The sequence below is a fragment of the Plantactinospora sp. KLBMP9567 genome, assembly GCF_033446045.1.
GTDB lineage: Bacteria > Actinomycetota > Actinomycetes > Mycobacteriales > Micromonosporaceae > Plantactinospora.
This window is the reverse complement of record NZ_JAWQRR010000044.1, coordinates 1-22,219: the sequence shown is the minus strand read 5'-3', so window position 1 is coordinate 22,219 and position 22,219 is coordinate 1. Positions and strand designations below refer to the sequence as shown.

The 22,219-nt window shown below is 72.4% G+C and carries 23 protein-coding genes and 2 pseudogenes; 9 read left to right on the top strand and 16 right to left on the bottom strand.

Going from position 1 to position 22,219, the window contains the following annotated elements:
• Nucleotides 1-18: 18 nt before the first annotated feature.
• A complete protein-coding gene (locus tag R6Y94_RS33130) occupies nucleotides 19-1,131 on the bottom strand; it encodes a folate-binding protein (RefSeq protein ID WP_318400070.1) in 1,113 nt (370 codons plus the stop codon).
• Nucleotides 1,128-1,559 carry a Fur family transcriptional regulator gene (locus tag R6Y94_RS33125; RefSeq protein ID WP_318400068.1) on the bottom strand — a complete coding sequence of 144 codons (432 nt, stop codon included), beginning with the start codon at nucleotides 1,557-1,559 and terminating at the stop codon, nucleotides 1,128-1,130. The genes R6Y94_RS33130 and R6Y94_RS33125 overlap by 4 nt, the downstream gene beginning before the upstream one ends.
• 57 nt (nucleotides 1,560-1,616) lie before the next feature.
• Between R6Y94_RS33125 and R6Y94_RS33120 the strand changes: the two genes are divergently transcribed.
• Nucleotides 1,617-2,477, top strand: a complete 861-nt coding sequence (locus R6Y94_RS33120; RefSeq protein ID WP_318400066.1) for an aminotransferase class IV — start codon at nucleotides 1,617-1,619, stop codon at nucleotides 2,475-2,477.
• A gap of 10 nt (nucleotides 2,478-2,487) precedes the next feature.
• Here R6Y94_RS33120 and R6Y94_RS33115 read toward each other — a convergent pair whose 3' ends face one another.
• Together R6Y94_RS33115 and mtfM are read right to left on the bottom strand one after the other, a co-directional pair.
• The gene (locus tag R6Y94_RS33115; RefSeq protein WP_318400065.1) at nucleotides 2,488-3,084 is read right to left on the bottom strand and encodes an FABP family protein; all 597 of its coding nucleotides are present in this window, start codon (nucleotides 3,082-3,084) and stop codon (nucleotides 2,488-2,490) included.
• Nucleotides 3,078-3,182, bottom strand: a complete 105-nt coding sequence (mtfM, locus tag R6Y94_RS33110) for a small membrane protein MtfM (RefSeq protein WP_278065698.1) — start codon at nucleotides 3,180-3,182, stop codon at nucleotides 3,078-3,080. The genes R6Y94_RS33115 and mtfM overlap by 7 nt, the downstream gene beginning before the upstream one ends.
• A 25-nt stretch (nucleotides 3,183-3,207) precedes the next feature.
• On the opposite strand from mtfM, the gene R6Y94_RS33105 reads away from it, so the two are divergent.
• Nucleotides 3,208-3,570, top strand: coding sequence for a DsrE family protein (locus R6Y94_RS33105; protein ID WP_318400063.1), 363 nt, complete (start codon nucleotides 3,208-3,210; stop codon nucleotides 3,568-3,570).
• Between the two features lie 163 nt (nucleotides 3,571-3,733).
• On the opposite strand, the gene R6Y94_RS33100 is transcribed toward R6Y94_RS33105, so the two are convergent.
• Nucleotides 3,734-4,600 (bottom strand): hypothetical protein, encoded by an 867-nt coding sequence (locus R6Y94_RS33100; protein ID WP_318400061.1) that lies wholly within the window; start codon nucleotides 4,598-4,600, stop codon nucleotides 3,734-3,736.
• A gap of 30 nt (nucleotides 4,601-4,630) precedes the next feature.
• Nucleotides 4,631-5,104 carry a winged helix-turn-helix domain-containing protein gene (locus R6Y94_RS33095; RefSeq protein ID WP_318400060.1) on the bottom strand — a complete coding sequence of 158 codons (474 nt, stop codon included), beginning with the start codon at nucleotides 5,102-5,104 and terminating at the stop codon, nucleotides 4,631-4,633.
• Nucleotides 5,105-5,420: 316 nt separating this feature from the next.
• Between R6Y94_RS33095 and R6Y94_RS33090 the strand changes: the two genes are divergently transcribed.
• The 3 genes from R6Y94_RS33090 to R6Y94_RS33080 all read left to right on the top strand — a co-directional run bounded on the left by R6Y94_RS33090 (nucleotide 5,421) and on the right by R6Y94_RS33080 (nucleotide 11,275).
• Entirely contained in the window at nucleotides 5,421-9,815 is a 4,395-nt protein-coding gene (locus tag R6Y94_RS33090; protein WP_318400058.1) for a S8 family serine peptidase, read from the top strand.
• 177 nt (nucleotides 9,816-9,992) lie between these two features.
• Nucleotides 9,993-10,763 (top strand): hypothetical protein, encoded by a 771-nt coding sequence (locus R6Y94_RS33085; RefSeq protein ID WP_318400057.1) that lies wholly within the window; start codon nucleotides 9,993-9,995, stop codon nucleotides 10,761-10,763.
• A gap of 44 nt (nucleotides 10,764-10,807) precedes the next feature.
• Nucleotides 10,808-11,275: a nuclear transport factor 2 family protein gene (locus R6Y94_RS33080; RefSeq protein ID WP_318400055.1), complete on the top strand. Its 468-nt coding sequence runs from the start codon at nucleotides 10,808-10,810 to the stop codon at nucleotides 11,273-11,275.
• A gap of 17 nt (nucleotides 11,276-11,292) precedes the next feature.
• Here R6Y94_RS33080 and R6Y94_RS33075 read toward each other — a convergent pair whose 3' ends face one another.
• From R6Y94_RS33075 to R6Y94_RS33070, 3 genes and pseudogenes are all read right to left on the bottom strand, one after another.
• Nucleotides 11,293-11,823, bottom strand: coding sequence for a hypothetical protein (locus tag R6Y94_RS33075; RefSeq protein ID WP_318400053.1), 531 nt, complete (start codon nucleotides 11,821-11,823; stop codon nucleotides 11,293-11,295).
• A 153-nt stretch (nucleotides 11,824-11,976) separates the two neighbouring features.
• Nucleotides 11,977-12,048: pseudogene (locus R6Y94_RS45390) on the bottom strand (DUF2510 domain-containing protein); the annotation flags it as partial.
• A 79-nt stretch (nucleotides 12,049-12,127) separates the two neighbouring features.
• Nucleotides 12,128-12,586 carry a hypothetical protein gene (locus tag R6Y94_RS33070; RefSeq protein ID WP_318400051.1) on the bottom strand — a complete coding sequence of 153 codons (459 nt, stop codon included), beginning with the start codon at nucleotides 12,584-12,586 and terminating at the stop codon, nucleotides 12,128-12,130.
• A 324-nt stretch (nucleotides 12,587-12,910) separates the two neighbouring features.
• On the opposite strand from R6Y94_RS33070, the gene R6Y94_RS45385 reads away from it, so the two are divergent.
• Nucleotides 12,911-13,375 carry a hypothetical protein gene (locus R6Y94_RS45385; protein WP_412102949.1) on the top strand — a complete coding sequence of 155 codons (465 nt, stop codon included), beginning with the start codon at nucleotides 12,911-12,913 and terminating at the stop codon, nucleotides 13,373-13,375.
• On the opposite strand, the pseudogene R6Y94_RS45380 reads toward R6Y94_RS45385, so the two are convergent.
• Nucleotides 13,304-13,495, bottom strand: a pseudogene (locus R6Y94_RS45380) (hypothetical protein); the annotation flags it as partial. The gene R6Y94_RS45385 and the pseudogene R6Y94_RS45380 overlap by 72 nt on opposite strands.
• 196 nt (nucleotides 13,496-13,691) lie before the next feature.
• Here R6Y94_RS45380 and R6Y94_RS33060 point away from each other — a divergent pair.
• Nucleotides 13,692-14,180, top strand: a complete 489-nt coding sequence (locus R6Y94_RS33060) for a hypothetical protein (protein ID WP_318400049.1) — start codon at nucleotides 13,692-13,694, stop codon at nucleotides 14,178-14,180.
• A 6-nt stretch (nucleotides 14,181-14,186) separates the two neighbouring features.
• Here R6Y94_RS33060 and R6Y94_RS33055 read toward each other — a convergent pair whose 3' ends face one another.
• From R6Y94_RS33055 to R6Y94_RS33030, 6 genes are all read right to left on the bottom strand, one after another.
• Nucleotides 14,187-15,920, bottom strand: coding sequence for an alpha-keto acid decarboxylase family protein (locus tag R6Y94_RS33055; protein ID WP_318400046.1), 1,734 nt, complete (start codon nucleotides 15,918-15,920; stop codon nucleotides 14,187-14,189).
• A gap of 144 nt (nucleotides 15,921-16,064) precedes the next feature.
• A complete protein-coding gene (locus R6Y94_RS33050) occupies nucleotides 16,065-16,394 on the bottom strand; it encodes a DUF1416 domain-containing protein (RefSeq protein WP_318400045.1) in 330 nt (109 codons plus the stop codon).
• Nucleotides 16,391-17,239, bottom strand: a complete 849-nt coding sequence (locus tag R6Y94_RS33045; protein WP_318400043.1) for a sulfurtransferase — start codon at nucleotides 17,237-17,239, stop codon at nucleotides 16,391-16,393. Before R6Y94_RS33045 ends, R6Y94_RS33050 begins: the two co-directional genes overlap by 4 nt.
• A 172-nt stretch (nucleotides 17,240-17,411) precedes the next feature.
• The gene (locus tag R6Y94_RS33040; RefSeq protein WP_311202345.1) at nucleotides 17,412-17,489 is read right to left on the bottom strand and encodes an Ms5788A family Cys-rich leader peptide; all 78 of its coding nucleotides are present in this window, start codon (nucleotides 17,487-17,489) and stop codon (nucleotides 17,412-17,414) included.
• A gap of 88 nt (nucleotides 17,490-17,577) precedes the next feature.
• A complete protein-coding gene (locus tag R6Y94_RS33035) occupies nucleotides 17,578-18,390 on the bottom strand; it encodes a DUF2993 domain-containing protein (RefSeq protein ID WP_318400041.1) in 813 nt (270 codons plus the stop codon).
• A gap of 147 nt (nucleotides 18,391-18,537) precedes the next feature.
• Entirely contained in the window at nucleotides 18,538-19,656 is a 1,119-nt protein-coding gene (locus R6Y94_RS33030; protein WP_318400039.1) for a hypothetical protein, read from the bottom strand.
• Between the two features lie 268 nt (nucleotides 19,657-19,924).
• Between R6Y94_RS33030 and R6Y94_RS33025 the strand changes: the two genes are divergently transcribed.
• Nucleotides 19,925-20,638, top strand: a complete 714-nt coding sequence (locus R6Y94_RS33025; protein ID WP_107257554.1) for a winged-helix domain-containing protein — start codon at nucleotides 19,925-19,927, stop codon at nucleotides 20,636-20,638.
• A 477-nt stretch (nucleotides 20,639-21,115) separates the two neighbouring features.
• Nucleotides 21,116-22,219: polysaccharide deacetylase family protein (locus tag R6Y94_RS33020; RefSeq protein ID WP_318400037.1), on the top strand; the 1,104-nt coding region annotated here is incomplete at its 3' end.

Below are 22,219 nucleotides of genomic sequence, written 5' to 3'. Positions count from 1 at the left end.
AACCGAGGCGGCGGCCGGTCACTCCGGGTCGATCGCGGCGGCCGAGCCCTCGACCAGCAGGGCCGCGTCCTCCGGTACCGAGCGCTTCAGCACCGCCAGCGCGACCGGGCCCAGCTCGTGGTGCCGGACCGCCGTACCGACGAAGCCGACCGTGCGCCCGTCGGCGGTCACCGGTGCACCGGTCGCCGGAAGCTGGTCGGTGGTCACCCCGTCGAGGTGCAGCAGCGCCAGCCGGCGCGGCGGGCGTCCGAGGTTGTGCACCCGGGCCACCGTCTCCTGCCCCCGGTAACAGCCCTTGTCCAGGTGTACGGCCGGAGCCACCAGTCCCACCTCGGCCGGGATCGTCCGGTGGTCGGTCTCGAAGCCGACCCGGGGCAGCCGCTGCGCCACCCGCACCGCCTCGTACGCCCACAGCCCGGCGACCGGCGTGCCGGCGGCGGTCAGCGTGCCGACCACCTCCGGCATGCTCCCCCGGGGCACCAGCAGGTCGACCCCGAGCCGGACCCGGCGGGCCCAGCCTCCGCCCGGCAGCGTGCGTACGTCGTACACGACGGTCGGCCGGGGTGGCAGGGAGCCGGCGGCGAACTTCGGGCCCGGCACCCCGAGCAGGTCCGGTTCGGCCAGCCCGGTGACGCCGAGCGGGCCGACCGCCTCGGTGGCGCGCGGCCCGACCAGTGAGAGCAGTGCCCAGTCGGCGGTAACGTCCCGGGGGTCGACCGGGGTGAAGAAGCGCATCTTCTCCAGATAGCTCAGCAGGCCGCCGGTGTCGCCCGGCTCGGTGTCCAGCCAGGTGGTCTCGCCGTCCTCGGCGACCATGGCGTGCTGCTCGACGTGCCCGTGCGGGGAGAGGACCAGCAGCTCGCTGCCCTGCCCGGCGGCGAGCGAGGCGAGGTGCTGGCTGGTCAGGGTGTGCAGCCAGCTCGCCCGTTCGACCCCGGGGACGGCGATCACCCCCCGGTGCGACCGGTCGACCAGGCCGACGTCGGTGGCGAGCAGTCGCTGCTCGCGGATCGGGTCGCCGTAGTGGGCGGCCACCGGGCGTACCCCGGCGGCGGCGTGCTCCGGCTCCGGCTGGTCCCGGGTCTGCTCGTCGATCGCCTGCACAGCCACCGCACCCGCAATGTCGATCATTCCCGCCGCTCCTCGCAGTCGCTCCGCCCGCAGACGCCGAAGAGCGCCACGTGCCCGATGTCGACCTGGAAGCCCCGTTCGGCCGCGAGCTTGTCGCAGAGCGGCCCGAAGACCTCCGGATCGACCTCGTCCACCGCCCCGCAGATCCGGCACACCAGGTGCACGTGGGTGTCCTCACCCGCGGCGTGGTACGTCGGCGACCCGTGGGACAGGTGCGTATGGGTAACAAGTCCGAGGCGTTCGAGTAGTTCCAGGGTCCGGTAGATCGTGGTGATGTTCACTCCGGCGGCGACCTCGCGGACCGCCGAGTGCACCTGCTCGGGGGTGGCGTGCCCGAGCTCCAGCACGGCTTCGAGGACCAGCTGCCGCTGCGCCGTCAACCGCAGTCCGCGGGAACGCAGCATTTCCGCAAGTGACGATTCCGACACCGACAAAGCATAGTGCGCCTCGGCGAGTACGACCCCTCGGCCGCTACCCTCGGCAGGATGTCGAGCGAGCGGCCGGTCGTCGCCGTACTCGGCCGGGGCGTGATGCCGGCTGACGAGCCACTGATCCGGGCCGACGACCGGGGCGTACTCCAGGGTGACGGGCTCTTCGAGACGATGCACGTCCGGGCCGGCCGCCCCTGGCTGGTCGGGGAGCACCTGGCCCGGCTGGCCCGGTCGGCGGCGGCGCTGGAGCTGCCGCTTCCCGGCACCGGCGAGCTGCGCGAACTGCTCGACACCGCCTGCGCCGGCTGGCCGATCGGGACCGAGGGGGCGCTGCGGCTGGTCTGCACCCGGGGACCGGAGGGCGGCACCGGACCGACCGTCTACGCCACCCTCTCCCGGGTGCCGGCCGCGTCCCGGCAGGCCCGGCGGGACGGCGTCCGGGTGGCGACCCTGCCGCTCGGGATCGCCACCGACGCCCGCGCCGGCCGGCCGTGGCTGCTCGGCGGGCTCAAGACCCTGTCGTACGCGCTGAGTGCGGCCGCCCGGCGCTGGGCCGCCGGCAACGGCGTGGACGACGTGCTCTGGACCTCGACCGAGGGGTACGCCCTGGAGGGGCCGACCGCCAACCTGGTCTGGCTGACCGGCGAGGAGCTGTGCACCGTGCCGGCGGAGCAGACCGGTGTCCTGCCCGGGGTGACCGCCGACTGGCTGCTCCGGCAGGCCGACGACCTGAGCTGGACGGCGGCCCGCCGCCTGGTCACCCCCGCCGAGCTGCACACCGCCGACGGGGTCTGGTTCACCTCGTCGGTACGCGGCCTCGCCGAGGTCCGCGAGCTGGACGGGGTGCCGCTGGCCGCCTCGCCGCACACCGCCGTACTGGCCGACCTGCTCGGCTTCCCCGTCCCGCCGCGCTGAGCGGTGGCCGTCAGCCGCCGACCCGGATCAGCCGGGCGGAGAGGTGCGGGGAGAGCGGGTGCCCGACCGCGGCCATCTCCTGGGCGTAGAGCAGGGCCCCCTCGACGATGCCGAAGAGCCGGTGCCCGGCGGTGACCTCCTTGGCGGTCGCGCTGCGCACCACCGCGTCGGTGGCGATCTCCACCCGGGTGCCGGTGACCTTGCCGATGTGCAGCTCCATGATCCCGGTAGGGGTGGTGAGCAGGACCTCCAGCTCGTCGGTGCCCCTGCCGTCGGCGTCGAGTACGGCCCGCCACCAGCCGACCTCGCGACCGGCGGGCCGGACCGGCCGGCTCTGCTCGTCCAGGATCCAGGCCCGGGACTCGTAGTAGAGGAACGGCCGCCCGTCGTGGGTGATCCGGATCTCCTGGGCGTAGTCGAAGTCCTCGATGCTGGGGAACCCGCCCCGCCCCCGCCCACGCCAGAGCCCGACGTACGGCAGCAGGCCGAGCAGCGCCGGGTGCAGGTCCGGCCCCTTGCGCAGGTCGTACGTCTCCTCGTACGGGTACGGGTCGACCGGCGGCGCGTTCAGCCAGGGCGGCGGCTCGATGGGGTTGTCGCTCACCAACGTCCTCTCGAAATTCTCACGGCCAAGTAGACCAGGTAACCGGCGAGCGCGCCGAAACCCGCGACCAGCAGGCTGACGAACCCAATCTCGGTAACCATGACGGGTAGATCCTATGCTGGCGGCATGGCTCGTACCCTGGTCGTCAAGGCCACCGCCGGTTCGGATTCGCCTGAGCGCTGCGCCCAGGCGTTCACCGTCGCCGCGACCGCGGTCGCCTCCGGCGTCGACGTGTCGCTCTGGCTGACCGGTGAGTCGAGCTGGTTCGCGCTGCCCGGCCGGGCCGAGGAGTTCGAGCTGCCGCACTCCGCGCCGCTGGCTGAGCTGCTGCACGTGATCCTGAGCAGCGGCCGGGTCACGGTCTGCACCCAGTGTGCCGCCCGCCGGGAAATCGGCGAGTCCGACGTGCTGCCCGGGGTACGCATCGCCGGGGCGGCGGTCTTCGTCGAGGAGGCGATGGCGGACGGCGCCCAGGCGCTGGTCTATTAGGGCCCGGGGGCGCCGGGAGCTGACCGGGCCGCGCAGGTATATGCACTTCGGGCGTGATACCAGGGTGTCATCACGATGACATCCTGGTATCACCCGCGAAACGACATCCTGGTACCACCGCGAAACGGGAAGCGCCTGCCTGCGCTCCACACGGAATGCGCCGTTACCGAGCACAGCCGGTGCTGACCGCGACCCGGATCCGGCCGTCGCCGCTCTCGACCACCACGCTCACCGGGCCGCTGCGGTACGCGTACAGCTCGGGGGTGTCGGCAACCACGACGGCGCCGGCCGGCCGGGGCAGCGCGGCGCTCGGTAGACCGGCCGGCACGCCCCGGCCGGTGGCGCGTGCGGTCCAGGTGGTGCCCTGCCCCGGGCAGCGCGCGGCGACCAGCTCGACCGGGGTCGGCTCGGCCGCGCCGAGTACGCCGAGCACCCGGAGCGGGTCCGGCTCGGCCGGCGGCAGCGGCGGAACGGCCCGCTCCTCCGGGTCGCCGGAGACCGGTCGGCAGCCGGTGTCGACGGTCAGCTCGACCACCCCGGGCCCGGCCTGACCGCCGTCGATCGCCACGAACTCACCCGCGTCGGCGCGCAGCGCGTGGGTGCTGCCGTCGGCACTGTGCCGGACCCTGGCCCGGTACGCCGCCGGCAGCCGGTCCGCGATCCGGTCCAGCAGTGCGGGTACGTCCGCGTCCGGGGCGTGCACGACCACCGCCGCGTCCAGCGACGCGCCGTCCCGGACGACGGTGAGTTCGCAGTCGTCACGTACCGGTAGTCCGGCGATCTCGACGGCGACGTCCGGGCCGGCTGCCGCGACGAGTTCACCGAGGGCCCGGTCCAGCACCGGTTCGGCCTGCTCGATGGTGCGCTGCTCTTTCACGGTCGGCTCGTCGCCGTAGACCGAGACGAGAGTGAGCACCAGCAGCAGCGCGCCCCAGCCCACCAGGCCGGCGAGCAGCCAGCGCTGCCGCCGGGGCGGGGCCGGAGGGGCCGGCTGGCCGGGCCAGGCCGATGTCGGGGCGTCGATGCTCACGCCCGACATGGTGGCACGGTGGCCCCCCGGTCAGTGTCCAGGGGCGAGCCGGTAGCCGACGCCGCGTACGGTCTGCACCTGCGGCCCGCCCTCGACGGCGCGCAGCTTGCGGCGCAGCCGCTTCACCGCGGAGTGCAGGATGGCGGTGTCGCCGAGATAGGCGCCGCCCCAGACCGACGCGAACAGCCGCTCGTAGGTCCACACCCCGAGCGGCGCGCTGGCCAGCCGGGCCAGTAGCTCCCGCTCCAGCCGGGTCAGCGCCAGTGGCTCGCCGCGCCAGGTGACCAGGTGGCCGCCCGGGTCGACGGACAGGTCACCGAGGCTCACCGGCCCTGGTTCGGAATCCGTCGCGTTGCCAACCATCGGAAACAACATTGCCCGCAACTCGGACAGGTCCGAACAGATCACGACCGTACCGAAGTCGTCGAGTCGTCGAACCACCCGTTCCCGCACCGCAACGTCCGTCGACACGCACACGACGAGCGGGACTTCTCCGCTTGCCACCTCGCTCCACTCCTCCCCCGTCGGCTGCGGACCCTAGCCAAACGGGTTTGACCGGGCGAGTCAACAGCGACGCTAACCGATGTAAGGCATTCGGCTCACTCCTGACCGAGATACGCCTAGTTACTGCCTAGATACTGGCCGACATCGGGCATTGATCACCACCCCGGGGCGCAAGAGCATTACTCCAAGCCGATGTGGGGGGCGCTGTCCGTAAGCAAACGTCGGACCCACGCGCGCGCGGCAGCACCGGGCAGCCCGGAGCTGGGGGAACTGGCTCCCGGGATGGCTCGGGACGCCGAACAGTGGGGGAGGAACCATGCTGCATCGTTCCGGACGGAGCTGGGCACGACGGCCGAGACGCTGGCGCCTGGTGGCCGCCGCGGCCGCCGTGCTGCTCGGCGTCACCGCACAGCCCGCGGTCGCCACGGCGGCCGGTCCCGAGGCGGAGGTGAACCGGGAACTGCTCGCCGAACTCGCCGCAGAAGGCAGCACCACGTTCACCGTCTACCTGCGAGAACGCGCCGAGCTGAGCGGAGCGGCGAAGCTGGCCGACTCCGACCGGGCCAGCGCGGTCTACCGGACGCTCACCGCCACCGCGGAGCGCAGCCAGCGCGACCTCCGCGCCGAACTGGACAAGCGCGGCGTGACGTACCGGTCGTACTGGATCGCCAACGTGTTGCGGGTGGAGGGCGACCGCGCCCTGCTCGACGCGATCGCGGCCCGGGACGACGTGCAGAGCATCGAACCGAGTCGTACCTACGAACTGATCAAGCCCGAGCCGTTCCGCGCCACCACCGGCACCGGCACCAACGCGGTCGAGTGGAACATCGACAACATCGGGGCACCCCGGGTCTGGTCCGAGTTCGACACCCGGGGCGAGGACGTGGTCGTCGCCAACATCGACAGCGGGGTGCAGTTCGACCACCCGGCGCTGCGGAACTCCTACCGGGGCAACACCGGTGGTGGCTTCGACCACAACTACAACTGGTTCGACCCGGCCGGGGTCTGCGCCAGCCCGGCGCCGTGCGACAACAACGGCCACGGTACGCACACCATGGGCACGATGGTCGGCGACGACGGTGCCGGCAACCAGATCGGGGTGGCGCCCGGGGCCCGGTGGATCGCCGCCAAGGGCTGCGAGACCAACGACTGCACCGACGCCTCCCTGCTCGCCGCCGGCCAGTGGGTGCTCGCCCCGACCGACCTGAACGGGCAGAACGCCCGGCCCGACCTGGCCCCGGACATCGTCAACAACTCCTGGGGCGGCGGCCGCAACGACGAGTGGTACAAGCAGACCGTGGTCTCCTGGCGGGCCGCCGGCATCTTCCCCAGCTTCTCCGCCGGCAACGACGGGCCGGGCTGCAACACCACCGAGAACCCCGGCGACTACCCCCTGACCTACGCGGCCGGGTCCTACGACAGCAACAACAACGTCTCCAGCTTCTCCGGCCGGGGCGTGTCCAGCATCGACGGGTCGGTCAAGCCGAACATCGCCGCGCCGGGCAGCAACGTCCGGTCCAGCCTGCCCAGCAACGGCTACGGGACGGGCAGCGGCACCTCGATGGCGGCACCGCACGTCTCCGCCACCGTCGCGCTGATCTGGTCGGCCGCGCCCGGCTTGAAGGGCAACATCCCGGCCACCGAACGGCTGCTCGACGACACCGCCACCGACGTCGACGCGCTCACCTGCGGCGGCACCCTCGACGACAACAACACCTTCGGCGAGGGCCGGCTCAACGCGTACCAGGCGGTCGAGGCGGCGCCGCGCGGCGACTCCGGCCGGGTCACCGGCGCCGTCACCAACGCCAGCACCGGGGAGCCGGTCGCGGGCGCCGAGGTGCGTACCGGCGAGTTCAACACGGTCACCGACGCGGACGGCCGGTACGCGCTGGTACTGCCGGTCGGCACCCACGAACTGACCGCCAGCGGGTACGGCTTCAACCCCGGCACCGCCACCGTGACCGTGGCCCGGGGCGACGTGCTCACCCAGAACTTCGCCCTCGGCACGGCCCGGATGGTCACCGTCGCCGGCAAGGTCACCGACGGCTCCGGGCACGGCTGGCCGCTGTACGCGAAGATCGAGGTCTCCGGCCGGCCCGGCGGCCCGGTCTTCACCAACCCGGTGACCGGCGCCTATTCGTTCACCGTCCCCGGCAGCGCCAGCTACCGGCTCGACACCACGGTCGTCCACCCCGGCTACCGCCCGGTCAGCACCGAGGTGGCGGTCGGCACCGGCTCGAAGACCGTCAACGTCAGCGCCACCGTGCTGCCGGCCTGCACCGCCGCCGGCTACGCGGCCGGGTTCAGCGACCCGCTGCTGACGGAGAGCTTCGACGGCACCTCGACCCCGGCCGGCTGGTCGGTGGTGAACCGGACCGACAAGGGCGGCTGGGCCTTCGACGACCCGGCCGGCCGGACCAACCTGACCGGCGGCACCGGCAACTTCGCGATCATCGACAGTGACGCTCTGGGCAGCGGCAACACCCAGGACACCGACCTGGTCACGCCGCCGCTGGACTTTTCGGCGACGGGCGCGCCGCTGCTGCGCTTCAACAGCGACTGGCGGGCGGTCGGGGTCAGCGACACCGCCGACGTCGACGTCTCCACCGACGGCGGTACGACCTGGACCAACGTCTGGCACCAGACGGTCAGCCGGCGTGGCCCACGGGTCGAGGAGGTACCGCTGGATCCGGCGGCCGGCGTGGCCAACACCCGGGTGCGGTTCCGGTTCAACGGCACCTTCGCCTGGTGGTGGCAGGTGGACAACGTCCAGCTCGTCAACCGGACCTGCACCCCGAAGCCGGGCGGCCTGGTCGCCGGCTTCACCACCGACGCCAACACCGGCGGCCCGCTCAACGGCGTCACGGTGGTCAGCGACAACCAGCCGGCCGACAAGGGCGTGTCGGCGGCGACGCCGGACGACCCGAACATCCCGGACGGCTTCTACTGGCTCTTCTCCGGGCTGACCGGGGCGCAGCCGCTCACCGCCAGCCTGTCGCCGTACCGGGCGTTCACCAAGCAGGTGACAGTGCCTGCGGACGCCACCCGGCGGGCCGACTTCGCGCTCAAGGCTGCCCGGCTGACGGTCACCTCGGACGCCCTGGAACTGCACCAGCCGTACGGCACCACCCGGAACGTCACCCTGACGGTGACGAACACCGGCAACGCGCCGGCCACAGTGCAGGCGATGGAGCGGGCGGCCCAGTTCAGCCAGCTCTCGGCGAAGGGCGCCGAGCTGGTGGAACACAAGATGAAGGGGCTGAGCCAGAGCCGCACCGGGACCGCGTACGGGCCCGGCACCGGTACCGCCGGCGCCGCGCCGCTGGTCGACGAGGCGTGGACCCGGGTGGCGAACCTCCCGGCGTCGATCTACGACAACTCGGCGGTGACCCTGGACGGCAAGGTCTACTCGATCGGTGGTGGTGCCGACACCGGCACCGAGCGCAAGACCTGGGTCTACGACCCGGCGACCAACGTCTGGACGGCGCTGCCTGACATGCCGACCGCGCGGTCGAAGCCGGCGGTCGCCGCGCTGAACGGCCGGATCTACGCGATCGGCGGCTGGGGTGCCGGTTCGGCCCCGGTGGCCACGGTCGACGTGTTCAACCCGGCGACCGGGGCCTGGAGCACCCTGCCCGGGGTGACCAACCCGGCGCCCCGGGCGGCGGCCGCGTTCGCGACCAGTGGCGGCAAGCTCTACGTCGTCGGTGGCTGCGGCGACAACGAGTGCTCCGTCGACACCCCGGACGTGACGGTCTTCGACCCGCTCGCCGGCACGTTCGACACCGCCGCCGACTATCCGCAGGGTTCCTCCTGGATGTCCTGCGGCGGCATCGGCGGCAAGGTCTACTGTGCCGGCGGTGTCGGCGCGGTGGAGTACAAGAACGGCTACGTCTACGACCCGGCCACCGACGCCTGGGACTCGCTGCCGGACATGCCGATCGACCTCTGGGGCTCTCAGTACGCGGCGGCCGGCGGCATGCTGGTGCTGGCCGGCGGTGTCACCGCCGCCACGACCACGCTGACCAACCGGACGATCGGGTACGACCCGGTGGCCGGTGCCTGGGTGAACCTGCCGAACGCGCAGTTCGCCCGCTACCGGGGTGCCGGCGTCTGCGGCGCGTACAAGGTGGGTGGCTCGCCGAGTTCGTTCGTCGGGTCGGCCGAGACCGAGCGGCTCGGCGGGCTGGAAGCCTGTCTGGCGGCGGGCGAGGCGTCCTGGCTGAGCACCGCGCCGGCCAGCTTCACCCTGGCCGCCGGGGCGTCCCGGAACGTCACGGTCACCCTGACCGCCACCGCCGCGGCCGGGGTCGCCCAGCCCGGCACCTACACCGCCGAACTCGGCCTGGTGACGGACAGCCCCTATCCGGTACCGGTGGTCGGAGTGGAGATGAACGTCTCCCCGCCCGGCACCTGGGGCAAGATCCAGGGTACGGTGCTCGGCCGGACCTGCGGCGGCGCCGAGGTGTCGCTGGCGGCGACGGTCCGGGTCAACCTGGTCGGCGACCCGTCCACCGGCTACACGCTCTCCACCGTGGACAAGGGGGCGTACTCGTGGTGGCTGCCGAGGGGCCGGTACGACGTCATCGCCGCCAAGGACGGCTGGGTGCCGCAGGTGAAACGGCAGCAGATCCAGGCCAGTCTGGTCAGCACGCTCGACTTCACCCTGGCACCGGTGAACCCGTGTCCGGCCCGGCTGGGCGGGATCTGACCGGTGGCAGCCGGGTGCTGACCCGGCGGTGACCGCAGAGCGGTGGTGCCCGCCGTCCCTGTCCGGGGCGGCGGGCACCGCCCTTGCCGTCGGGCGCCCCTGCGCTACCGGGTCCGGCCGGCCCGCTGCGTCGGACACGTTGACAGCGGCGCGGTACCCGTTGGTAGCCTGCCGGGCGTGATCGACGAGGCCGGATCGGCGCCGCCGCAGCACGTGCTCTGTGTGCTCGGCGCAGGATTGGACCTCGACGTCGTGGCCCGGCTCGCGGCCGAGATCGGTGGCCCGGACTGCACCCTCGACACCGAATACTCCCGCCCGGAGCCCGACCCGCGGATGGTCGCCTCGTTCCGGTCCTCGCTGACCAGCCCGAGTTTCACCGACGCCGACCGGCGAGCGGTCAGGAAGCACGACACGGTGGCGTACCTGCTGTCGCCGCCGGCCACCCGGCAGACCGCGCTGGAGGTGTCGCGGCGGATGCTGGCGTTGACCGCCGCGCTGCTCCGGGCCGGCGCCACGGCGGTACGCAACGAGAGCAGCGGCCTGGCGCACGGCCGGGACCGCTGGCTCGACCTGGCCGACCGGGCCGCCGCCGCGACCGACGACCCGACCCTGGCGGTGGTGCTGCACCGGGCCTGGGTCAAGCGGCCGATCACCGACGGCGTGGCGGTCTACAGTTGCGGGATGCACCTGCTCGGCGCCCCGGATGTCGAACTGCGCGCCGGGCAGCCGACCGGGGCTGCTGAGATCGACCCGCAGGTACGCCTGCTCGACGCCCTGGCCCGCTATCTGCTGACCGAGCCCGGGGCGCGGCAGATCCGCGACGGCGAGACCTTCGCGCTCGCCGCCGACGCCCCGCACTGGGTGCTGGGCAGCCGGGACTGCGCCCGTTACGACCCGGAGGACCTCTACCGCAACCCGTACGGCTACTGGTGCCTGACGCCCGGATAGCCGGGAGAAGCACGGGTAACCGACGTCCTGCCTAGGATGGGATCATGGCGACACGTCCTCCGGTGCCCCCGTTCAGCACCGAGACCGCGATCCAGAAGGTGCGACTGGCCGAGGATGCCTGGAACGGCCGGGATCCGGAGAAGGTGGCCCGGGCGTACACCCCGGACTCCCGATGGCGCAACCGGGCCGAGTTCCTCCAGGGGCGGGACGAGATCGTCGCGTTCCTGCGCCGCAAGTGGGCCAAGGAACTGGAGTACCGCCTGATCAAGGAACTCTGGGCCACCGAGGGCAACCGGATCGCCGTGCGGTTCGCGTACGAGTGCCACGACGACTCCGGTAACTGGTTCCGGTCGTACGGCAACGAGAACTGGGAGTTCGACGAGAACGGGCTGATGCGGGTCCGGCTGGCCAGCATCAACGACCTACCGATCGCCGAGTCGGAGCGGAAGTACCACTGGCCGCTCGGACGGCGCCCCGACGACCACCCCGGGCTGAGCGACCTCGGCCTCTGAGCGTGAGCGGCGCCCGGCTAGCGTGCCGGGGGCGGCGTTTTGGGCTTCGTCCCGAAACCGGGGCAGGCGACGAAGAGCGCGAAGATGCCGCCGAAGACCGCCAGCCCCGCACCTGCGGGATGTACGCCCTCGATGTCGGCGAACGGTGAGCCGAAGTGGACGGCGATCATCGACGCGAAGAGCAGCAACTGCAGGAGGCCGCCCCAGGGGGCGTGCCTGCCGGGCCGGCTCACCGCGATCGTCACGGCGGTGGCGACGAGTACCACGAGTGCGTGCACCAGCCCCAGTCCCTGGGCGTACGCGCGCTGCCATCCGCTGGCCTCCAGGTCGGCCGCGTCGATCCAGCCTGCGAAGTCGAGGTAGTGGATCGTTGTCACCGGCATTCCGGGGCGGAGGATGTGGCCCCACGGCAGCACGAAGAAGCCGGTCAACAGCAGGCCGAGGGCGACGGCGAGCAGAAAGATGCGCCAGGCCAGCCAGAACAGCCACCGTCCCTGGTCGGCCGGGCGCACCGCCACGGACAGCGGCGCCGGAGCCGCACCTGGCAATGCCGGCGGCACACCTGGCAATGCCGGCGGCGTACCTGACCTTGCCGGCGGCGTACCGGACACTGCTGGCGGCGAGCCTGCTGCGGAGGCGGTCTCGGCCACCGCCGGCAGCGGGTCGACGACCGGTCGCTGCCATCCGTCGAGCGCCTGCGGCGTCCACCGTGTACCGTCAAACCACCGCAACGGGTACCGGCCGGACGGATCGGGATACCACCCCGGTCGCATACCGTCCTCCCCCAAGGTCGCCGACCAGGCGAGCCTAGTACGGCGGCCGGGTGCGGTCCTCGGCCCGTACTACGGCTGGCTACGGCTCGTCGGATTCGGGCCGCTCGGGTGCGCCCTTCTCGAAGTAGAACGAGATGTCCTCGAAGCGTGAACCGAGATAGAAGCAGAGGCCGAGTATCGCCGCCGCCAGCAGGACCGTGCCCGGCCCACCGGTCGAGATGTCCAACCCGAAGAGGCCGGCGAACCACGGGAGCACGGCGAGCAGCAGCATGTTGACCAGCACACCGGTCAACAGCCAGCGCACCTTGATCCAGGCCCCGGTCCGCCCCGAGATCCAACCGGAGTAGCCGGTGACGGTGCCCAGCCAGTCCAGCCCGGCGTTGACCAGGTAGCCGGCGAGGAGCACCGTCGCCCAACCCCAGAAGCCGTCGTCGAAATCCAATCCGCCCAGCGCGAGGCCGAGCACCGCGAGGGCGGACGTCGGGAGGATCGCGACCGGGCTGATCGTCAGGCTCAGTCGCCAGCTTGTCCCTGCCATGTGCGTCCTTCCCACCCGTCCGGAGTGGAACAGTCGACGCCGCGAACTGGCGGCGATCGTGGCAGGTCGATTCTCGCAGGGTCATGCCGGTCGCGGCCACGCCAGCGGGAGCCAGCCGGCCACCGGCCAGCACCGATGGGCATCGAATCCCTACGGCAGTTGCCGCAACAAACCGTTGCCGGCGCCTGGAGCGACGGCTCATGCCGGGATCTCTCGGCATGAGCCCGTCGGCGGTCCTGGCCCCGGACGTCATCCGCCCGGCGTGGCGGCCGGTGATGGTGCCGCTGGCCCGTAGCTGATGACAGCCAGCCCTACAGTCGTGGCGTGGGTAGCGACCTGACCCTCCTCGCGCTGTGGGACCCGGGTTGGTACAACCTCGACCAGTCGTTGAAGATCGGCCGGCAGGACCGCTTCGCCTTCTGCCACGGCGTCGTGTCGCCCGAATACGACCTGGTCTTCGCCAACGGCCTGGGCACCAACTGGGACTATCGGTCGGCGACGGTAGAGCTGATCGAACACCCTGAGTTCGGGCTTCTCGACGAGGTCGACACGACGGCTTTCGGCCAGTACACCTTCCGGCTCCAGGACGGACGGTGGATCACCATAGAGGCCGAGGAGGGCCCTGGAGCGGTCAACGCCGCCAGCCCGGACTTTCCCGTCGACGCCGCCGACCCGGATCGGGGAGGCAGCTCGGACTGGGCGCTCGTGGTGGTGCTGAGGCTCCCGCAGCCAGGTCTTCGGATCCGTCACGAAGACACCCTTGCCCTGACATCGGTCGATAACCTCTAACGCTTCGAGACGCACGAACACGGGCGGATGGTCGGTGGCTGACGTTGTACTGCTGGCTCCGCTCGGATCGGTCAGAATCGGCTGGCGACCTCTTCGGACTTCCGGAGCAGCTCCGATCATGACGGTCGCACCCCGAACGAGTTCACATCTGCGTCGTCGCGCAAACACTATCGGAGCTCCGGTCGACCGGCAGTCCCGGCTTGGACGCACAGGCGGGGCAACTCGACAGTGCGGGTGCGAGTCAGGTTTCCGCAGCCAGGGCGCAGTCTCGACCATGACCTGCTGGACGGTGTCGTCACACTGTCCGATCCGGACGATGACCCGGCCGAGGCGTACCTCGGCGGTCGCTCGGGGTCGTCCGGCCGCCCGGGTCGTCGTCTCCGCCGCCGGCCGGGACGTGCCGCCTCTACCCCGACTCGCCCGGCTGGTCTGCGGGCTCGGCCTCGGCCTCCAGGTCACCGTCGCCGACCACCGGCACGACGCCGGCGATCCCCGGCTCGCCCACGGGCTGCGCTGGCAGGTGACCGCCGTCGCCCCGGACGCCCCGCTCGATCCCGCCACAGTTCCGCTCGACCGCAGCCTCTCCGAGGCGGTCCCGAACTGCCTACGCCACCTCGCCGGCACCCTGCACCGCAGTCTGCCGGCATCTCCGGATTTCCCGATCCGGGGACCGCAGCAGCCGGTGCCGCCCGCCGAGCCCCTCGACCCGACCCGGCAGATCCTCGACCTCGCCGCCCGGCATCCTGGGCGGCCGGTCGCCGCCCGACTCGGGCGTACGGGGTGCCGGGTGCACGTGCCGGAGTGATCGGGGTCATTGGTCCGGCGGGCCCCGCCAGGAGAGCCGGGGTTCCTCGCCCAGCGTCGTCTGGTAGTCGACCGCCGTCGTCTCCCGGCCCCACTGCGGCATCCCGGCCGGCAGGTCCAGCCGGTCGAGGTTCACCTCTACCACGGTCGGCCGGTCCGGTACGCCGCTCAGCCCGGCCAGTACCCGGGCCAACTCCCCCTCGGTGCCGACCAGGTGCGAGTCGACCGCGATCTGTCGGGTGAAGACGGACGGCAGGTCGGTGTACCGCCAGTTGTCGATGTCGTTGTACGGCTGGTGCCGGCCGTCGACGGCCCGCTCCACCGTGTAACCGGCGTTGTTGAGTACGAAGATGACCGGTCGCTGACCGGTGGCGAGCATCCGGCTGATCTCCTGAGCGGTCAGTTGCAGCGACCCGTCCCCGGTGATCAGCACCACCCGCCGCTCGGGTGCCGCCGTCCCCGCTCCGAACGCGGCCGGTACGGCGTACCCGATCGCTCCCCACAGCGGCGCCTGTACGCAGACCGCGCTCCTGGGCAGCCGGATCGACGCGACCCCGAACGACGGCGTACCGGTCTCCGGCACCACGATGTCGCCCTCGGCGAGCATCGCCGAGATCGCCGGCCAGAGCCGGGCCTGGCTGATCGGCGCGTTGCTGGCCGGGTCGAGCCGCGCTGCCGGCGGCCGGCCCGGATCGGCCGCGGTCGCCCAGTCGACCGCGCGGACCGGCCCGATGGTGTGCAGCCGGGCCAGCGCGGCGGCCGGGGCGACCGGTTCGAAGAGCCGCCCGCCCACCGAACTCGCCCGTCGGCCGATCGAGATGATCCGGGCCGGATCCAGGTCGGCGGTGAACAGCCCGTCCCAGTCGAAGAACTTGGTACCGACGCAGACCAGCACGTCGGCCTCCTCGATGATCCGCCGCACCGGCTCGACGCTGTCCCCGCCGTTGTAGACGCCGACGTAGTTCGGGCCGGTCTCGTCGAGCAGCCCCCGGCCGAGGCCCTGGGTGGCGGCCGGCCAGTGCCGGTCGGCGAGCAGCGCGGCGATCTCGGCGCCGAGGCCGTACCGGAGGGCCAGGTTGCCGACCAGCAGGGCCGGGCAGGTGGCGCCGTTCAGCAGCCGCTGGGCGGCGGCGTCGAACGCGTCGAGCTGCTCGGGAGCGTTGACCGGTGCCGGCCGGTCGAACCGCCGGGGCGGCTTCGGGACCGGCTGCCGGGCGACGTCGCCGGGCAGCCGCAGATAGACCGGACGTTGCTGGGTCCAGCACTCCCGCAACACCCGGTCGATCTCGACGGTGGCGTTGCCGGCGGTCAGGGTCGCCTGCGCGACCGTCACCTCCCGGGCGACCCGGACCCACCGGTCGAAGTCGCCGTCCCCGAGCGAGTGGTGCATGCCCGCCCGCCGATCCATGATCTCCGTCGTCGGGCCGCCGACGATCGAGACGATCGGCACCGACTCGGCCATCGCGCCGGCCAGGCCGTTGACCACGGACAGCTCGCCGGGGCCGAAGGTGGTGACGATCGCGGAGATGCCGGCCAGCCGGGCGTACCCGTCGGCGGCGTACGCCGCGTTCACCTCGTTGCAGCTTCCGACCCACTCGATGTCCGGGAACGCCTCGACCTGGTCGAGGAACTCCAGGTTGTAGTCGCCGGGCAGCCCGAAGATGTGCCGTACCCCGAGGTCGTGCAGCCGGCAGAGCAGAAACTCGCCCACGGTCGTGGTTTCGGCCGCGTACTCCGGCATGACGTCCCCCATCGACCGTTTCAGCCCGTTGCCCGACACTGCGGGTTCCCGTTCCCGCCCGTCGCACACGTCGATGACACGCAAGGGTCCCGCTGACCAGAGGAGGTCGGCGGGACCCTTGCGCTGTCGGTGGAGTTACCGGAGTCAGGCGACCGTGACGGCCACCTCGTTGATGCCCCGGCCGGCGGTGACCGAGAGGTCGCCGTTGCCGAGCCGGGAGAGCGCCCGCAGCGTCCAGGTGCCCGGTGCGGCGAAGAACCGGAACTGCCCGGCCGGCGAGGTGACCACCTCGGCGGTGAACTCACCGGTGGAGTCGAGCAGTCGCACGTACGCCCCGGGAACCGCCTCGCCGCTGGCGGCGCTGACGACCCCGGTGATGACGGTTTCCTTCTCCAGGTCCAGGCTCGCCGGCAGCGGAGCCGCCTGGTCGGGCGCCGCGCAGCCGGCGGCGATCGGAGCGGTCACGGTGCTCACGCCTCTCCCGGCTCGTCGCCGAGCGCCACCGGCACGCCCACCAGCGAGCCGTACTCGGTCCAGGATCCGTCGTAGTTCTTCACGTTCTGGTGCCCGAGCAGCTCCTTGAGCACGAACCAGGTGTGCGAGGAGCGCTCGCCGATCCGGCAGTAGGCGATGGTGTCCTTGCTGCCGTCCAGCCCCGCCTCGCCGTAGATCTTGCGCAGCTCGTCGTCGGACTTGAAGGTGCCGTCCTCGTTCGCCGCCTTCGACCACGGCACGCTGATCGCGGTCGGGATGTGCCCGGCCCGCTGCGCCTGCTCCTGCGGCAGGTGCGCCGGGGCGAGCAGCCGGCCGGCGTACTCGTCGGGGGAGCGCACGTCGACCAGGTTCTTGCTGCCGATGGCGGCGACCGCCTCGTCGCGGAACGCCCGGATCGACAGGTCCGGCTCCTGCGCGGTGTATTGCGTGGCGGGGCGGGAGACCTGGTCGGTGACGAGCGGACGGGCGTCCAGCTCCCACTTCTTGCGGCCGCCGTCGAGCAGCTTGACGTCGCGGTGCCCGTAGAGCTTGAAGTACCAGTACGCGTAGGCGGCGAACCAGTTGTTGTTGCCGCCGTAGAGCACCACGACGTCGTCGTTGGAGATGCCGCGCTCGGAGAGCAGCGCCTCGAACTGCGCCTTGTTCACGAAGTCCCGACGTACCGGGTCCTGGAGGTCGGTCTTCCAGTCGAGCTTGATCGCACCGGCGATGTGCCCGCCGTCGTACGCGGTGGTGTCCTCGTCGACCTCGACGAAGACCACGCCGGGAGTGGCGAGGTTCTTCTCGGCCCAGTCGGCCGAGACGAGTGCGGTGTCGCGACTCATCAGATCACTCCTTGGTGAGGATTTGTGTGAGCCTGCGCGTGGAGGTCGACCGATGTTGTTGTCGCATCTCACGCGCGGGACCCATGGACAGGTAGGGATCACGGGTACGTGCGACGGCGCCGCTGCCGGGCGTGAGGGAAGGACTCAGAGGGTACGCAGGACAGCCCCGCCGTCAGATGACGGGGCGACACAGGCAGGTGGCCACGCGGCACAGGTCGACCGCGCGCCGTTTGGTGAGGAGCGTCCCCATGAACCGGGAGCTTACCAGCGCTACGGACTCGTCACACAGGACCAACCACGATCCGGGATCACGCGCCCGGCGGATCCGGCCGCCCTGATCAGCTAACCTCGCTCAGCGCCACGTCCCGGGCGCTGGCCGTGACGGCCAGTCCATTCGGCAGTGGCCGTACCTCGTGCAGTTGCAGCGCGAACGGCAGCGGCGGCAACGGCACCCGGACCGAGAGCTGCCGGGCGAAGTTGTTGACGAAGGTCTGGATCACCGGATTGTTCGGCAGGTCGGCCGAGGTGAGCCGGTCGAAGGTGACCACGATGTCGTCGCCGTCGACGGAGACGTTCGCGGTGCCCTGCACGGTCAGCTCCTGCTCCAGGATCGGCACCTGGACCGGCGCGGTCACCGCGAGCTTGCCGTCCTGCTCGCGCAGTTGGACTCCCGGTCGGTCGATCAACGCCACCACGCTGTCGTACGCGACGGTCCCGGTGCCCTGGACCGTCTTCGCGGTGACCTCGCCCTGGCCGGAGCGGAGCGTGTCGAGCGACGCGATCACGTCCCGCGCGTCGACGGTCAGCTCCGGCACCTTCACCGCGGCGTCGGTGCCCTGCACCGGGCCCTGCACGTCGCGGAGCACGACCTTGATCGAGTCGTACCGGCCGCCCAGCACCTGGGTCAGGAACGGGAAGCCGCCGACCGTCACCTCGGGAGCGGCGGACTGCACGTTCTGCCGGGAGATCTCCTGGTCGATCTGGTCGGCGACGACCCGCTCGGCGACTCCGGCGGCGACCCGGTCGGCCACCACCAGCAGCGCGGCCAGCACCAGGAGCAGGATCACCAGGATGACGAGCGCCCGACGCCCCCTGCGCCGACGGGGCCGTTCGCCGTACGTCCCGCCGTCTGCCGGATAGCTGTCCGCCACGCCGCCCCCCAGATCCGGTGCCGTCGCACCCGCCTACCACCGTCGTCGGCACCACTATCTACCCGAACGGGCACATCTCCAACCGTCGGGGTACGCCGCCCCGTCGGGTGGCGGGAGGCGCGACTCCGCTCCGGTGCCGCCCCCTGGTCAGAGGAAGAAGACGCTCATCGCGTACGCGGCCGGTGCGGCCAACGCGAAGCCGCCGAGTGGTCCCTGCATGTGCCGGGCGACCCACATCGTCGGCGGTTCGCCGGCCATCTGCCGACCCGCCTCGCCGTAGCCAACCCCCAGGTCGGCCAGGGCCGCCGCGGCCGCGGCGACCAGTCCGACCACCGCACCGCTGGTCGGGGTGAACGCCACGAGGTAGCTGCCGAGGATGCCCGCGGCGAGGGTGCCGAGCATCGCCCCGATCACCACACCTGCGGCGCCGCGTGGCACCTGTGGGGCCAGGCGCGGCCAGGGCAGCACCGCGTCGGTCACCCGGGCGACGGTCAGCGCCACCGCCGCCGCGGTCAGGCAGACGAAGATCGCCTGGGTACCCTTCGGGATCCGGCTGAGCACGATCAGGGTGCCGAAGGCGACCACGCCGACCACGATGAACAGGGTGGCGCCGAGCGACTCGGTCACCCGGGCCCGGTCCGCCCGGCGGACGAGCTGCCCGAGCACCCCGACGAGGAAGCCGCCCGCGGCCACGTACCCGAGGGGGGCGAGCGCGGCGATCTGCGGCAGCACGGCGGCCGCATCGGCGGCGGCCGCGACCGCCACCGCGACCCCGCCCACCAGCAGCAGGGCCGGCGGGCGCATCGCCATGGTCCAGGCGAGGACGAAAAGCAACTGCACCCCGAAGACGACCACGGCGAACGGCAGCCGGGCGCCGGGCCCGGCGGTCTGCGCCCCGAAGATCAGCCCGACGCCGAGCAGTCCGGCGAAGCCGGCGATCGCCACCGAGAGCAGCCGGCGGACCGGTACCGGCGGCAACTCCTCCTCGCCGTCGAGCTCCTCGGGGTCCACCTCGCCGTCCGGGCGCGGGCCGTCCGTGACCCGGGCGCCGGCGCGGTGGCCGTCCGGGTTCCGGGGGCCGTCCCCGGGCCTGGGTCCGTCGCCGTGCCGGGGGCCGTCCGGCACGCGCGGGCCGTCGAAGGGGCTGCGGGCGTCCGGCCCGGCGGGGCGACCGCGCGGGTCCGGGGCGCGGTGCGGGCCGGCCGGACCGGGGCGGTTCTCCGGCCAGGAGTCACGGCCGGTCTCCGGTGGCGTCGAGGGGTACACGCCCCGATCGTGCCAGACCGACAACCGACGCGCCGGGCCCGACGTCCCCGAACCGGAACACGATCCGGGAAACCTGCCTGTAATGACCGATCACACAACCGATGAACCGAACGTGTGAGAGCGTCCGGCGGAAGTTCCGATAAGGTTAAGCCTTACCTGCCCGTCAGTGACGCCGGGACTACCCCAATCCCCAGCGGTCCCGGGGTCCCCGCCCGAGTGCCGCTGGCCACCGCGCGGCGCCCAGGTGCCGCCGGGACGGAGGTGATGTGTGGAGATCCTGCTGCTGGTGACCGCGCGCGCAGGCGAACCGTCCGTCGTGCTGCCGGCCCTCGACCTGCTCCCCCACTCGGTGCGTACCGCCCCGCGTGATGTCCGCACCCTCGTCTCCGGGCCGAGCCCGGACGCCGTACTCGTCGACGCCCGCTCGGAACTGAGCGAGGCCCGGGCGACCTGCCGGATGCTGCACGCCACCGGGCTCGGTGTGCCGCTGGTCGCGGTGGTGACCGAGGCCGGTCTGATCGCCCTGAACGCGGACTGGGGCGTCGACGACGTGATCCTGGCCAGCGCCGGCCCGGCCGAGGTGGAGGCCCGACTGCGACTCGCGGTCGGCCGACTCAGCAACGCGACCGCGGCGGCCGGCGGGCTGATCCGGGCCGGCGAGCTGACCATCGACCCCGACACCTACGCCGCCAAGCTGAAGGGCCGGCCGCTCGACCTGACCTACAAGGAGTTCGAGCTGCTCAAGTTCCTCGCCCAGCACCCGGGCCGGGTCTTCACCCGGGACCAGTTGCTCCGCGAGGTCTGGGGCTACGACTACTTCGGCGGCACCCGCACCGTCGACGTGCACGTACGTCGGCTGCGGGCCAAGCTCGGCTCGGAGTACGAGTCGATGATCGGCACCGTCCGGCAGGTGGGCTACAAGTTCGTCACCCCGCCGTCCCGGCCGCTGCCCGAGTCGGAGAGCGTGCCACTGCCCGTCTAGGGCGCTAGGGTGCGCCCTGCGGAGTTCCCGCCACGCGACGTGGCGTTTTCAGGCTTGCAGCGAGCGCAGCATAAGCCTGAGGTAGCGCTGGGAGTTGGCGGCGGCCGTTGGATCCAGCGGCCTGGATGACGCCGTGATGGGCAGCGTTCAACAGCCGGAAGTCGGCGACGGTCAGATCGGCGCGGACGCTGCCCACCGCCTGAGCCTTCTCCAAGACCCCGGGCGATGACACGTTCGGTCTCCTGCCGCTCGCGGTCGAGCCCGCGCCCGGCGACCACCGCGTCCCAACGCACGCGCCGGATCCGGCGCCATACCGGTACGACGCAGCATCAGGCCATACGAGTGTGAGAAACCATAATAATTCGGCCAACCCGTACGTAGCCTTGACCGGGAGCATCCGGAGGAGGCAGACGTGGCAGCAGCGGTTCCCACGGTGGTTGGCGGGGCAGCTCAGGTTCACCCCGGGACGGTCCGCTGATGCCGACCATGTCCAGGACCCAGATGTTCGTCGTCGCGACGGCGGTCAGCGCCGCCGTACTCGGCGGCGCCTACGCGCTCGGCCACACCCTCGGCCGGCCCGGCGGGCCACTGGCCGTGCCGGAGAGCCGGGCCCGGCACCAGGCCGACCCGCAGTCCGGGGACCAGTCGGACGCGGACGCACGCTCCGGGGACCAGCTCGGCGGCACTGCCGAGAAACGGGCCGACCCGGGGCAGCCGGGCGGACCGGACGCGGGCCGGACCGGACCGGGGCTTCCGGCACCGACCACGACCGCGCCGGGCGGCACCCCGACATCCGGGCCGACGGACCCGGACCGGGCGCACGCGTACGAGCCGCCGCAGCTGCCGGCCGAGCCCGGCGGACCGTACGGGGCCCGGGTCAGTACCGGCGCCCGCTACGTCGCGCTGACCTTCGACGACGGCCCCGATCCCCGGTACACCCCGCAGACCCTGGACGTCCTGCGCGAACACCACGTCAAGGCCACCTTCTGCCTGGTCGGGCAGAACGCCCTGGCGCATCCGGAGCTGGTCCGGGCGATCGTGGCGGACGGGCACACCCTGTGCAACCACTCCTGGACGCACGACGTCAAGCTCGGCGGCCGGCCCGCCGCCAGCATCCGGGCCGACCTGGTACGCACCAACGAGGCGATCCGGGCGGCCGTGCCCGACGCGCGGATCCCGTACTTCCGGCAGCCGGGCGGCGCCTGGACCGCATCCGTGGTCGCGGTGGCCGGTCAGTTGGGCATGACGTCGCTGCACTGGGCCGTGGATCCACAGGACTGGACCCGGCCCGGCCCCGGAGCCATCGCGGCACGGGTTACCGCCAGAGTCGCGCCCGGGGCGATCGTGCTGCTGCACGACGCCGGCGGCAACCGGCAGGGCACGGTGATCGCCCTGCACTGGCTGCTGCCCGACCTCGGCCGCCGGTACGCGCTCGCCGCGCTGCCGACCGGCCCGCCACAGACCGCCCCGCCGACCGGCCCGGCGCAGGGCGCTCCGCCGACCGGCCCGGCGCAGGGCGCTCCGCCGACCGGCCCGGCGCAGGGCGCTCCGCCGACCGGCCCGGCGCAGGGCGCTCCGCCG